At 57.1% G+C, this 12761-nt stretch carries 11 protein-coding genes; 3 read left to right on the forward strand and 8 right to left on the reverse strand.

What is annotated here, in order from left to right; genetic code table 11:
- Positions 1-8: 8 nt before the first annotated feature.
- The 5 genes from M7Q83_RS03060 to M7Q83_RS03080 all read right to left on the reverse strand — a co-directional run bounded on the left by M7Q83_RS03060 (position 9) and on the right by M7Q83_RS03080 (position 5428).
- Positions 9-1094 carry an ATP-binding cassette domain-containing protein gene (locus M7Q83_RS03060; protein WP_298335253.1) on the reverse strand — a complete coding sequence of 362 codons (1086 nt, stop codon included), beginning with the start codon at positions 1092-1094 and terminating at the stop codon, positions 9-11.
- Positions 1081-1911 (reverse strand): ABC transporter permease subunit, encoded by an 831-nt coding sequence (locus M7Q83_RS03065; RefSeq protein WP_298335255.1) that lies wholly within the window; start codon positions 1909-1911, stop codon positions 1081-1083. The genes M7Q83_RS03060 and M7Q83_RS03065 overlap by 14 nt, the downstream gene beginning before the upstream one ends.
- Positions 1899-2804, reverse strand: coding sequence for an ABC transporter permease subunit (locus tag M7Q83_RS03070; protein ID WP_298335257.1), 906 nt, complete (start codon positions 2802-2804; stop codon positions 1899-1901). Before M7Q83_RS03070 ends, M7Q83_RS03065 begins: the two co-directional genes overlap by 13 nt.
- Positions 2804-3934: an extracellular solute-binding protein gene (locus M7Q83_RS03075; RefSeq protein ID WP_298335517.1), complete on the reverse strand. Its 1131-nt coding sequence runs from the start codon at positions 3932-3934 to the stop codon at positions 2804-2806. Before M7Q83_RS03075 ends, M7Q83_RS03070 begins: the two co-directional genes overlap by 1 nt.
- A gap of 363 nt (positions 3935-4297) precedes the next feature.
- Positions 4298-5428, reverse strand: a complete 1131-nt coding sequence (locus M7Q83_RS03080) for an extracellular solute-binding protein (protein WP_298335517.1) — start codon at positions 5426-5428, stop codon at positions 4298-4300.
- A 124-nt stretch (positions 5429-5552) separates the two neighbouring features.
- On the opposite strand from M7Q83_RS03080, the gene M7Q83_RS03085 reads away from it, so the two are divergent.
- Entirely contained in the window at positions 5553-6695 is a 1143-nt protein-coding gene (locus M7Q83_RS03085) for an FAD-dependent oxidoreductase (protein WP_298335259.1), read from the forward strand.
- Complete coding sequence (locus tag M7Q83_RS03090) at positions 6692-7375, forward strand: HAD family hydrolase (protein ID WP_298335261.1); 684 nt, start codon at positions 6692-6694, stop codon at positions 7373-7375. Before M7Q83_RS03085 ends, M7Q83_RS03090 begins: the two co-directional genes overlap by 4 nt.
- 385 nt (positions 7376-7760) lie before the next feature.
- On the opposite strand, the gene M7Q83_RS03095 is transcribed toward M7Q83_RS03090, so the two are convergent.
- Positions 7761-9254 carry a CoA-acylating methylmalonate-semialdehyde dehydrogenase gene (locus M7Q83_RS03095; RefSeq protein WP_298335263.1) on the reverse strand — a complete coding sequence of 498 codons (1494 nt, stop codon included), beginning with the start codon at positions 9252-9254 and terminating at the stop codon, positions 7761-7763.
- Positions 9251-10585 (reverse strand): aspartate aminotransferase family protein, encoded by a 1335-nt coding sequence (locus M7Q83_RS03100; RefSeq protein WP_366526365.1) that lies wholly within the window; start codon positions 10583-10585, stop codon positions 9251-9253. The genes M7Q83_RS03095 and M7Q83_RS03100 overlap by 4 nt, the downstream gene beginning before the upstream one ends.
- Before the next feature lie 63 nt (positions 10586-10648).
- Here M7Q83_RS03100 and M7Q83_RS03105 point away from each other — a divergent pair, with 63 nt between their 5' ends.
- Positions 10649-12034, forward strand: coding sequence for an aminotransferase class I/II-fold pyridoxal phosphate-dependent enzyme (locus tag M7Q83_RS03105; RefSeq protein ID WP_298335267.1), 1386 nt, complete (start codon positions 10649-10651; stop codon positions 12032-12034).
- Between the two features lie 238 nt (positions 12035-12272).
- Here M7Q83_RS03105 and M7Q83_RS03110 read toward each other — a convergent pair whose 3' ends face one another.
- Positions 12273-12743, reverse strand: a complete 471-nt coding sequence (locus tag M7Q83_RS03110; RefSeq protein WP_298335269.1) for an SRPBCC family protein — start codon at positions 12741-12743, stop codon at positions 12273-12275.
- Positions 12744-12761 lie beyond the last annotated feature (18 nt).

The raw sequence follows: 12761 nt of genomic DNA on the forward strand, positions 1-12761 counted from the left end.
ATCGGGTCCTAGTCCGACTCGGCGAACTCAGGAACCGGCCCGCCCACCCTGTCTTCCGCTAACACCAACAGGGTTGGCCCACGCTGGAAGACCTCGACCCGATCGCCAACACTCAGAGCGATTGACTCCTCCGGCGAGACGGCTACTACCACCCTGGATCCGTCGATTCCCTGGACATGGGCGGCGAAACTCGAACCCAGAAAGGACATCTCCACTAAGTGGCACCCACCATCGGCTGTCACTCGAACCCCCAACTGCTCGGGACGGACCAAGACGGCCACCTGTCCACCAACCGTCAGAGGTCCCCCAATCGAGAAGGCACCAAACCCTGGGGTGAGCACCGTCGAATCACGCGTAACGGTGCCATGGATCCGATTCACCTTCCCGACGAACTCGGCGACGAACTCAGTGGCCGGTGCGGCGTAGATCTCCGCTGGCGTCCCTAATTGCTCAAGTACGCCACGGTTCATGACCCCAATCCGATCCGCGATGGCGAGTGCCTCTTCTTGATCGTGGGTCACGAAGATGGTAGCGATTCCCACTTCCTTTTGCACTCTGCGGATCTCTTCCCGCAGACTCACCCGCACCTTGGCATCGAGTGCCGATAGTGGCTCATCGAGCAAGAGGACGGCCGGTTCGATCGCGAGGGCGCGGGCAAGGGCGACCCGCTGCTGTTGTCCACCGGAAAGCTGGTGCGCAAAGCGCTCGCCGAGATCTCCAAGCCCTACAAGGTCGAGTAGGTCACGGGAGCGCTCCCGCCGTTTGCTTGCTGGGACATGGCGAATCTTGAGGCCGAATTCGATGTTCTGTGCAGCCGTTAGGTGTGGGAAAAGGCTGTACTGCTGGAAGACGATCCCCATGTTACGCTTCGCGGTCGGCTGGAGCGTGATATCCTGCTCATCCACGAATACTCGGCCTCCATCCAAGCGTTCCAGTCCGGCCACCGATCGAAGCGCTGTCGTCTTACCACATCCGGAGGGACCCAGTAGTACGACCAGTTCACCAGCTTGTATCCGCAAGGAGAAGCCATCGAGCGCATGCATCGTACCGTAGTACTTCTCTAATCCCTCAAGCCGAAGTTCACCCCGTGACACGCATCCTCCTTGTTTTTTTGGTACGACCACCACCGAAGATGGTGACCAACGAGAGCGGTACAAAAGCCACTAACAGTGCGACTAGGGAGACCGCAACCGCCTCAGCTGCTGCCGTGAGACCGATCTGCACGATATAGACGGGAAAGGTGTTGAAACTGAGGAGAGAAGCCACCACGAACTCGCCTAGCGCATAAGCGCCAGCCAGAATAAGGGCTCCCACCATTCCAGCGCGAAGGTTCGGCAACAATACCCCCACCAGCGTGCGAGTCCAGCTTGCACCCAACGACTGCGACGCCTCAACAAGGGTGTTGACATCTAGCGACCGAACAGCGGTATCGAAGGTTCGATAGCTATAGGGAAGGGCAAGCATCACATAGATCGGTGCCAGAATAAATGGAGAGGTCAGAATCAGGTTCAAGATACTGTGATAGGCCCCCAACAGCCCGAGAACGACGACGACAGAAGGTACGCCAAGTGGTACGATACTGAGCGCATCAAGGAGGCCTCTGAGCTTAGGTATCCGCACGGTCACCCAGATGGAGGTGGGTATGACCAACAGTCCCGTGAGGATCACGGTCGCAATGGCCACTTGGAACGACAACCAAAGCGATGAGCGGAAGTTCGGATCATCAAAAAGCGAGCGATACGCTGAGAAGGTGATATGGTTGTGGACCCCAAGGACTGAGTACCGCGCCGACGCAAGAATGGGAATCAAAAAAAATGCACCCACCAAGATCAGCACAACGGCACGGAAAACTCGTCCGATACCGGCTTGTCGAAGATGGAGACCGTCGCCTCCGGGAGTTACCGCAACCAACGCGAAGCCCTCCTCTGGCTCAGTACGTAGACGGTAGCCGCGAGCGCGACCACGATGATCATCCCGAGCCCCAACGCATTGCCGAGATTCCCTTGGCCAGCGGCGACATTTCCCGAGATGAGACTGCCGATCTGAATGGGTACGAGCGGCAATGTCCCAGACGTCAGCGCCTCAGCGGTCGCATAGGCCGCAAACGCGTCGGCGAAGATCACCACAGTACCCGACAGAATCGCGGGTAATAGTATCGGTAAACCAATCGACCACCAGAAGCGTGTCTTGGAGGCCCCCAACGAACGTGCCGCTTCGACCCAGGCGGATTTGATGTTTTGGATCGGTCCTAACATCACCAGGATCATGACCGGAATCAGGAAGTACTGGTAGACAATGATGAGTCCAACGACCGAATACAGCGAGAAGCCATGGGCGTAGAGATTGATACCCATACCGGAGAGGATCTTGGTGACGATCCCAAAATTGCCAAGTGTGGCGATGAAGGCGAAGGCGAGCGGGACGCCTCCGGTATTGGCAAGCACACTTGAGCTCGACTGGACTAGCGCACGCGGACGACCCCGCGTCGCAGCAACCGCTAACGCCGCGACAAACCCAACGACAACCGCGATCAGCGTGCTGCCAATGGAGAGTTCGAAGGAAGCGACATAGGAGTGCAAGTAGGGACCCGAAAATGCCAGGCGCAGATTCGCCAGCGTCGGCTTACCACTATCCGACTCAAAGGCTCCCACCAGCACCGACACCGCTGGGATAATGAGAAAGACGGCCAGAAACAAGAGGTACGGGACGACCCCACCGTAGCGCCGCAATTGACGTCGTGGTCGGATCGCGGGAGGAGAGCTGGGGGAACTCTCCTCCCGATTGCGGGTAAGCGTTGAGACCATCAGACCTTTGGCCAGTTAGCGAGGATCACGGTCTGTGCGGCGTTGAGCTGTGCCTGGCTTGGGAAGACAGGTGTACCGCTCACCGGTGGCACCGCGGCAAGGTAGGTCTTGTTGACGGTCCCTTCCTTGATCATCGAGCTCAGTCGGATTGGATCGGTGTATCCCTTCAACCAGAGGTTTTGGCCCGTGTTCGAGTAGAGATACTCTTCCCAGAGGCGGGCAGCTGCTGGATGCGGAGCATACTTGGCGATCGCTTGGGCATAATAGGAGGCGTAGTGCACACCCTTGGGAATGACGACTTTCCAATCGATCTTACCCTTGAGCGCGTTCTCATAGGCGACGTTCAAGTAGTCCCAGTCGATGTTGACCTTGACCTCCCCGGAGCCAATCGTGGCCGCCGAAGATTGTACAGGAATGAAGTTACCGATCGCTTTGAGGTGCTCAAAGTACTTGATACCCGGCATGATGTTGCTGTAGGATCCACCATTGCCAAGTGCCGCTGCGATCACGCCCGAGAAGGCGGCTCCGGCATCCTCTGGATCTCCATCGAGTGCGACCCCACCATGGAAGGCAGGATTGGTCAGGCTTGCAAAGCTCGTCACCGGGGTCTTTGTAAGGGCAGCATTGTACCCAATGGAGATATAGCCGCCATAGTCGCAGAACCACTGGCCAGAAGCAGACTTGCAATCAGCCGGGATCTGATTCCAGTCTTGGACCTTGTAGTTGGCGAAGAGGCCCTTCTTCGCACCTGTAACGGCAAAGGGAATGCCCACATCAACCACGTCTGCTGACCGCGAGGAGCCCTTCAACGTAGACAAACCATCGATCTCGGTAGCAGAAGAAGCTTCTGGGCTCACGTCAGTAATTTTGATCCCATACTTCTTCTGGAAATCGGTCATGATCTGGCCATAGTTGGCCCAGTCGTCAGGCAGTGCCGTCACGGTCAACGCACCCTCTGCCTTGGCCGCCTTGACGAGATTCGCCATCCCACCACAAGCAGCAAGCGAGGAACAGGTTGCGTAGTCGACTGCCTTGCTTGATGTGTTGGCACTGGTACTCGCACTCGATGAGCTTCCGCAAGCGCTAAGCAGCACCGCTGCCGCGCCTACCATCGCTACTCCAATCTTCATTGCCTTCAAAGCTGACTCCTTTTTTGCATGTGATCACTCATTGCATCACAACCTACGAGAGCGAAGAGAACGCCGAGTCTCGGTTGTACCAACGCTTGGTGAACGACAACCAAACTTTTAGAACCACCTTCGGCACTGCGGAGATATCTGCTGGCTTCATCACAACATCGAATTCCGATCGGGTTCGACAGTATGATGGTACTAGTACGTCGCGATCCCATGTTTGCACGCCACTGAGGCCATCTCCTGGTTGCAGTACCCCAGTAGCGACCCCACCGTAGCGCCGCAATTGACGTCGTGGTCGGATCGCGGGAGGAGAGCTGGGGGAACTCTCCTCCCGATTGCGGGTAAGCGTTGAGACCATCAGACCTTTGGCCAGTTAGCGAGGATCACGGTCTGTGCGGCGTTGAGCTGTGCCTGGCTTGGGAAGACAGGTGTACCGCTCACCGGTGGCACCGCGGCAAGGTAGGTCTTGTTGACGGTCCCTTCCTTGATCATCGAGCTCAGTCGGATTGGATCGGTGTATCCCTTCAACCAGAGGTTTTGGCCCGTGTTCGAGTAGAGATACTCTTCCCAGAGGCGGGCAGCTGCTGGATGCGGAGCATACTTGGCGATCGCTTGGGCATAATAGGAGGCGTAGTGCACACCCTTGGGAATGACGACTTTCCAATCGATCTTACCCTTGAGCGCGTTCTCATAGGCGACGTTCAAGTAGTCCCAGTCGATGTTGACCTTGACCTCCCCGGAGCCAATCGTGGCCGCCGAAGATTGTACAGGAATGAAGTTACCGATCGCTTTGAGGTGCTCAAAGTACTTGATACCCGGCATGATGTTGCTGTAGGATCCACCATTGCCAAGTGCCGCTGCGATCACGCCCGAGAAGGCGGCTCCGGCATCCTCTGGATCTCCATCGAGTGCGACCCCACCATGGAAGGCAGGATTGGTCAGGCTTGCAAAGCTCGTCACCGGGGTCTTTGTAAGGGCAGCATTGTACCCAATGGAGATATAGCCGCCATAGTCGCAGAACCACTGGCCAGAAGCAGACTTGCAATCAGCCGGGATCTGATTCCAGTCTTGGACCTTGTAGTTGGCGAAGAGGCCCTTCTTCGCACCTGTAACGGCAAAGGGAATGCCCACATCAACCACGTCTGCTGACCGCGAGGAGCCCTTCAACGTAGACAAACCATCGATCTCGGTAGCAGAAGAAGCTTCTGGGCTCACGTCAGTAATTTTGATCCCATACTTCTTCTGGAAATCGGTCATGATCTGGCCATAGTTGGCCCAGTCGTCAGGCAGTGCCGTCACGGTCAACGCACCCTCTGCCTTGGCCGCCTTGACGAGATTCGCCATCCCACCACAAGCAGCAAGCGAGGAACAGGTTGCGTAGTCGACTGCCTTGCTTGATGTGTTGGCACTGGTACTCGCACTCGATGAGCTTCCGCAAGCGCTAAGCAGCACCGCTGCCGCGCCTACCATCGCTACTCCAATCTTCATTGCCTTCAAAGCTGACTCCTTTATACGTCACTAATTGGTTATGTTCCGTGAGAGACACTACGACGACAAGAAGAACTCCAGCCCATCATCGGTGGACAGACAGGTGAACACAAAGAGAACTTTGATGTTGCGTCGGTCAGAGGACCAGGGCCTCACGTACACTGACACCATGAAGGTAGTTGTCGTTGGTGCAGGCATACTGGGAACTTGGATGGCCATCCACCTGGTCGAGCAGGGACACTCAGTGCTCCATCTCGAACGCGATAATCAACCACAGAGTGCGAGCATCCGCAATCTCGGCCTCATTTGGATCTCCGGTCGCGAGGCTGGCGTCGAACTCGACACCGCGCTCTCCGCCAGAGATCGATGGTGTCGACAACAGGCACTCTGGCCAGAACTCCCATTGAGAACTGCGGGGTCGCTCACTATGGCGCCAATCGAGGCTGACGTGGCCGCCTTAGAGGCTGCCGTCGCACTCCCTGACGCTCCTACCCGTGGATTCACACTCCTTGGCAACAAAGAGCTTCTTTACCGCTACGGCATCAAAGCACCAACTACGCTTGGACTCTTCTGTTCCATGGATGCAATCACCGAACCACGTTCGCTCCTGACAATCCTGCGAGAGAGACTCGCACTTGATCCGAACTATCGCTATCGTGCCAATGCGGAGGTGATCTACTGCCACGAAGAGGAGCTGGAGTTGATCAACCATACTCGCATTCCCTTTGACTACGTCTTCTTTGCCACAGGAGTGAGTGACCTTCGAAGCTTCGGGTTCAATGCCTCCGAGAGGCTCACTCGCACTCAACTGCAGATGCTCCAGACTGCTGGCCATGCGAGAACACTCCCACCGGCGATCGCAGATACCGACTCTTTTCGCTATTACCCCGCCTTCACATCGCTGCGCTCAATGCTGGCGCCACAGGAGCCGGTTGCTGGCCGTTACGGAGCTCAACTCCTCCTCGCACAACGAAGCGATGGTTCCCTCACTATTGGCGACACCCACGAGGAGTATGGTTCACCCTTCCTGGACTCAGTCATTGAGACCCATCTTGTAGAACGAGCTAGAACAGTTTTGGGCCAAGAGATTGCCCCCACCGCCCAGCGATGGCAGGGAGTCTATTCGCGACTCGTGCCTGGCGATGAGGCCGTCTACTTCTCCGAACAGGTAAGGTCAAACGCAAGATGGGTGACTGGCCTCGGAGGCAGAGGCATGACGATATCGCCCCAGGCCGCCTATGAGGCCGTAGAGGAGGCGCTCCGATGATGGAGCCGCACTATGAACTGAGGAACGTGGAGCTTGTCTGCTTTGATATGGCTGGCACTACCGTGCAGGATGCTGGTCGAGTCCTTGAGGTATTCGATCGTGCGATCCTCGAGATCGAAGGTCGTCAGCCAACCGACGAGGAACGCGCCTACGTAGCAAGAACGATGGGGCAGTCAAAGATAGAAGTCTTCAGCGCGTTGCTCCATAGTGACGTAAAGGCCATCCAGGCAACTCAAGCGTTTGAACGTTACTATCGCGAAGCCGTGGAAGCATCTGGAGTCGAGGAGATACCTGGTGCGACAGACCTTCTTCGACGGCTTCACCACCAGGGTATCCGTGTCTTCTTGACGACCGGTTTCGCTGCCGTGACTCAGGAGCTGCTGATCGACAAGCTCGGCTGGGCCCCGTTCATTGATGGGGCACTCTGCCCCACCGAACAGCTTCGCGGGCGTCCATATCCGGACATGCTCTTAGCGGCGTCGTTGGCCGCACAAGTGACGAGCATGGCGCAGGTGGTGTCTGTAGGCGATACCACAATGGATGCAACCTCTGGCAGAAACTCCGCCGTCGGCGCGGTGATCGGCGTCCTGACAGGGGGGTTCTCCGAGGAGGCACTGCGCCAAGCTGGTGCACACCGGGTGCTCCCTAGCGTTGCCAATCTAGCCCTTACCCCAGGCTAGAAAATGGAGTCCGTGAAAGCTAGTCGTGCCCACGCGAGTCCCCTTAGGGGATCCATTCGCATTCACTAAAGCTCTGTACCGACTGTCTGATACCGCCTACTAGGCACAACCAGCACTAGGAACGCGCCTAATGTCACATCGACCTATCCCCAAATGGCGCGCCGCCACCCGACTTCTGGGTCATCCTCGACGAGCGATGAACCATCCTACGCGCCAATCGCACAACCCCGACTAGATCCTTCGCTACCCCATCGCGGTGACCAAACTCTTTTGAGGCCACCGGTGATCATTTACGCAACGACCGATGGCCCTCCTCTCATCTAACCAGAGGGCACCAATGGAGACGTGAACCTAGGTCAGACGCTCCGCAAATTCGCGGCCTTCATCAGGTGTTCGTCACAAAATGCATGCCCGTAGCAGCCCTCGCCTCCCCTGGCCAGCGCATTGTCACTGCCTTGGCGCGGGTATAAAATCGGATCCCCTCTTCCCCGTGCACATGAGTATCTCCGAAGAGCGAAAACTTCGATCCACCAAAGGAGTGATAGGCCACTGGGACCGGTATCGGCACATTAACACCAACCATCCCGGAGTCGATATTCCGGATGAAGGTTCGTGCCGCACCACCACTGCCTGTAAAAATAGCGGCTCCGTTGGCATAGGGGTTCTCGTTAACCAGAGCGATGGCCTCATCAAGGGTCGACGCCCGTAAAACGAGTAGAACGGGACCGAAGATCTCCTCTCGATAGGCATCCATATCCAAACGGACACCATCGATGAGGGTGGGTCCAAAGAAGAAGCCAGCCTCCTTGACAAGTGGATGTTGTCGGCCATCAACCATGATCGTCGCCCCTTTTGCCTCTGCCTCACTGACAAGACGTGCAACGCGATCGCGATGAACGCCGGTGATGAGAGGGCCCATCTCTGATTTGGGGTCAAGATAGGAACCGACAGTGAGCTGTTGCATCCGCTCCTTGATGGCAGATAGGTACTGTTCGCCATCGTCACCGACGAGCACCATCACCGAAATGGCCATGCAACGCTCACCCGCGCTACCATACGCCGCGGAGACAGCCGCCTCGGCGACCGTCTCAACATCTGCGTCCGGCAACACCACCATGTGATTCTTTGCTCCGCCGAGAGCCTGAACGCGCTTGCCAGCGTGAGCGGCGCGTTCATAGATGGATCGGGCAATGGGAGTAGACCCGACAAACGAGATGGCCTTGATATCGGGGTGTTCAAGGATGCGGCCAACGGTCCGCTGATCCCCATTGACGACATTGAAGAGCCCCGGTGGTCCGCCAGCCTCGACGAAGAGTTCCGCAAGGCGTAACGCTGTAGAGGGGTCCTTTTCTGAGGGTTTGAGAACGAAACCATTACCGGTGGCGAGTGCAACCGGGAACATCCACATCGGGACCATCGCCGGAAAATTGAAAGGCGTAATCCCTGCCGCCACACCGAGAGGATATCGCACCGACATGGCATCAACCCCACGGGAAACCGAATCGTTGTACTGCCCCTTGAGCAGCTGAGGTAGACCGGTGACAAACTCGACTACCTCGACCCCTCGGGCAAACTCGCCACCAGCGTCACCAAGGACCTTGCCGTGTTCCTCGCTGATCAGCGCAACAATCTCGTTGCGATGCGCCAGCAAAAGACTCCGGTAGTCGAACATCACACGTTGGCGGCGTGCTAGTGATTCCTCGCCCCATCCGACCTGAGCGGCCTTTGCCGCAGCAACCGCATGATCGACGACAGCCTCGTCGGCGAAGAGTACTTCGCGAACCGGTCGACCGAGTGCCGGATTATAGACCGGGCCCCGCTCGTCTCCCTCAAAGATCTCCTTGCCATCGATAAAGTGGCCAATCAACTCGCGCGTCATACCTGAGCACCCCCTAGTACCTCTTTGAAGATCGCGATGGCTTCGCCCATCTCCTCCTGGGTGACCGATAGCGGAGGAGCAATGCGCAAGACGTTACCGAAGAGACCACCCTTGCCGATCAAGAGTCCGCGCCGTTTGGCATGCTCTAACGCCTCATTGGCCAACTTCGGTGCTGGATCCATGTTGGGTCCCTCAACGAATTCCACACCAAGCATCAAACCCTTGCCGCGAATCTCCCCAATAGAGGGGTTGGTGGCGGCCGCTTCCTCGAGCCCTTGTCGGAGTTCGGCGCCACGCTCGAGAGCATTCTGTTGTAGCTGATGGCGCAGCAGATAGTCAAAGGTCGCCACTCCCGCAGTCGCCGCCACCGGCGAACCGCCAAAGGTCGAGATCGAACTCGCCCCGAGCGAGTCCATAATCTCTCCGCGAGCAATAACGCCCGCCAGCGCCATACCATTGCCAACACCCTTTGCGAAGGTGATCATGTCCGGCTGGACGCCCTGTGCCTCATAACCCCAAAAATGCTCGCCCGTGCGACCGAAGCCGGTCTGAACCTCATCGGAGATGTAGAGAATGCCATGCGGAGCCAGGATCTTTTGGAGCTCACCAAAATATCCATCAGGAGGTAAACAGAATCCCCCAACCCCCTGGATCGGCTCAGCGATAATGGCCGCGACATCCCCACTGGTGGTTGTCATCAAAACATCTTCGAGGTCTGCCTTACCACGGGCAAGGTACTCGGCATCGGTGAGGCCTGCCAGCGGACCACGCAAGCGTGACCCACCTTGCAGCCAGCTCACAGCCAATGGTGAGAAGGAAGATGGCGACCAGTTGCGGTTGCCGGTCACCGAGATCTGCGTGAAAGATCTCCCGTGATAGCTATTCTTAATCGCAATCACTTGGTTCGACCGACGGTAGGAAGAGGCGAGCAACAACGCTGCATCATTGGCCTCGGTCCCCGACGTAGTGAAGAATACTTTGGCATCAGGGATCCCTGACTGAGCCGCTAGGCGTTCAGCGAGCTCCACCATTGGTTCAATCAGGTAGAGGGTTGAACTATGAATGATCCGACCTGCTTGCTCGGCAATCGCATCAACGACTTCGGGGACCGCATGACCGACCATAGTGGTCAAGATCCCTCCAAAGAAATCGAGATAGCGGCGCCCATCCGCATCAAAGACATAGCGACCCTCACCACGTTCAATTTGGATCGGTTCGTCATAATAGAGTGAAATCCATGTTGGTAGCACCGCTCGATGGCGTTGCAAAAGACTATCGGCCACGTTGTCCCTCCTACGATTACGGCTAACTTCTCCTATAATAGCCAACATTGTATGACCCATAGAGGGTTTAATGTACCAAACATTCTTTATGATCTGCTAAGCTACCCATCGATGATTGAGAGGTCCAACTTCCACACCACCGAAGAGATCTGCCAGATGCTCGGATCTGCAATTAGCCGCAATGGTATGCGCGGTCTCACTGAAGCGTTTATCCAGCTCACACGCGACGGCAGACTCCGATCGGGCGATCGTTTGCCGTCGATACGACAACTGGCTGACCATCTTGGCGTCTCGCCAACGACCGTCGCCGCCTCCTGGTCACACCTGGCACAGCTCGGACTCTTGAGTTCCCATGGACGTCGAGGGAGCTTCGTGACCGAGACAACGAGATTCACACCCGCAGCCCCACGTTGGCACTTCTATGAGGACTCCCAGAGCTATGCACTGGACTTTGCCTCAGGCGTCCCCGATCCTCGCCTGCTCCCAAGTCCAGTTGCATCCCTCGTCCACCTGGGTAGTTCTGCGATATCCTCCTACCTCGACCCACCGGTCTATCCACCGTTGGTCGATACCCTCGCCCAGTTGGTCCCCAGCCGTCTCACTGAGTCCGACTTCGACCTCACCATCGTCGATGGTGCTCTCGATGCCATTGATCGCGTATTGGCTATCGGCCCCTCCTACCATCGGGCCGTTATTCTCGAAGAGCCCAACTTCCCCGCCCTCTACGATCTCGTGGAGAGTCATGGCCTTGAAATCCGACCGGTTGCCGTCGACGATCAGGGTATCAGTACCACTGGCCTGCGCGCCGAACTAGCGAAAGGTGGTGTCGGTGCAGTTTTGCTACAGCCTCGATCGCAGAATCCAACGGGCTCCTCACTCTCCAAACAACGGGCCCTTGAGATCGCAGAGATTCTCGGTCAATACCCTGAGGTAATGGTGCTAGAGGACGACCACTCTGGCCTAGTGAGTGGCGAGCCGCTCTGGACGATGGCCGAAACGCTCGGCAGCCGAATCGTCTATATCTTGAGTTTCTCGAAGTCCCATGGTCCGGACCTCCGCCTTGCCGCTGTATTCGCCAACCATGATCTGGTCGCCGATCTCAACCGTAGACGCACCCTGGGACCCTCCTGGTCATCCAAGCTTCTCCAGGCTACCTTGCACCAAATGCTCACTGATGCGAAAATCCAGGACCTTACATTGGCGGCCCAGTTCGCCTATAGTGAGCGGCGAACAGCGGTAGCAGACCTTTTCCAAATGAAGGCGACCGGCTCCGGCATCAATGTCTGGGTCGACACCGCTGATTCCTTGCATGCACTGCTGCAACTCACCCATGAGCACATCCGGGTTGCACCGGGAACGAACTTTTACGCCACCACCTCAACCACCGCGCACCAGTTCCGCTTCACCTTGAGCGAACCGACCACGGAGTTCAACCTCGCACTCGAAGCAGTCGCCTCCGCCATCGCTAAGATGCCCCGAACGAGTTCCTACCGATAACAATCCCTCGCTGCGCAGGAACACCGTCGCCGAATGCGAGAGTTCGCCCACAGCTTCCGATCATGGCCTTGACCGGTCAGACGGGCGGACCGAGAACCCCAGACCAGCCCGACTGGGGAGTTCAACGCCGACAACACAACCACACATCGGACGGCAGCTTCCCTACGCCGAGCTAGCGAGTACTGCACCGACGGACCGGTTCCCAAAGATCAACCGGAGATAGGTTCGCGGGACGGTCCTAGCTATGCGTCCCGTCAGCGAGTTCCCCGTTCGCATGCGACTGCACTCGCTCCGCAAGATCGTCAAGGGCGGTTCGAATGATCTTGACCTCAGCCCTACGCTTCACAAAAGACGGTAGCGGAACGATGAGCTCCGCGGAGAGCTCGTAGGTGACCTGCGTCATTTCGTTCGCACTGCGATCAAAAGTGTAGCGGCCGTCCATCTTTGAGGTGATATCCCCTGCCACCTGACTCCAGCTGATGGAGTGTGGTGCATCGCTGTAATCATAGAGCAAGGTATACGACGCACTCCGTCCGAAGGCACCGGTACGAAACGCGACCCTCAGTGGTCGACCAGCGGTATCATGCTCAACGACCTGAACGCTCCGTACATCAGAGGCCCACGTTGGATAGCTTTCAACCTCAACAACGGCCTGAAAACAGGCGTCAACACTCGCAGGGATCTCCTTTGAGTCCGATGTGATATCCATCGCTTCCTCCTCTACCCA

The organism is Ferrimicrobium sp., from assembly GCF_027364955.1.
GTDB lineage: Bacteria > Actinomycetota > Acidimicrobiia > Acidimicrobiales > Acidimicrobiaceae > Ferrimicrobium.

What these genes read in the sequence shown, in the direction of transcription:
- M7Q83_RS03070 (WP_298335257.1), bottom strand. Translation starts at nt 2,804, where the DNA reads ATGGTCTCAACGCTTACCCGCAATCGGGAGGAGAGTTCCCCCAGCTCT.
- M7Q83_RS03075 (WP_298335517.1), bottom strand. Translation starts at nt 3,934, where the DNA reads ATGAAGATTGGAGTAGCGATGGTAGGCGCGGCAGCGGTGCTGCTTAGC.
- M7Q83_RS03080 (WP_298335517.1), bottom strand. Translation starts at nt 5,428, where the DNA reads ATGAAGATTGGAGTAGCGATGGTAGGCGCGGCAGCGGTGCTGCTTAGC.
- M7Q83_RS03085 (WP_298335259.1), top strand. Translation starts at nt 5,553, where the DNA reads ATGTTGCGTCGGTCAGAGGACCAGGGCCTCACGTACACTGACACCATG.
- M7Q83_RS03090 (WP_298335261.1), top strand. Translation starts at nt 6,692, where the DNA reads ATGATGGAGCCGCACTATGAACTGAGGAACGTGGAGCTTGTCTGCTTT.
- M7Q83_RS03095 (WP_298335263.1), bottom strand. Translation starts at nt 9,254, where the DNA reads ATGACGCGCGAGTTGATTGGCCACTTTATCGATGGCAAGGAGATCTTT.
- M7Q83_RS03100 (WP_366526365.1), bottom strand. Translation starts at nt 10,585, where the DNA reads ATGTTGGCTATTATAGGAGAAGTTAGCCGTAATCGTAGGAGGGACAAC.
- M7Q83_RS03105 (WP_298335267.1), top strand. Translation starts at nt 10,649, where the DNA reads ATGATTGAGAGGTCCAACTTCCACACCACCGAAGAGATCTGCCAGATG.
- M7Q83_RS03110 (WP_298335269.1), bottom strand. Translation starts at nt 12,743, where the DNA reads ATGGATATCACATCGGACTCAAAGGAGATCCCTGCGAGTGTTGACGCC.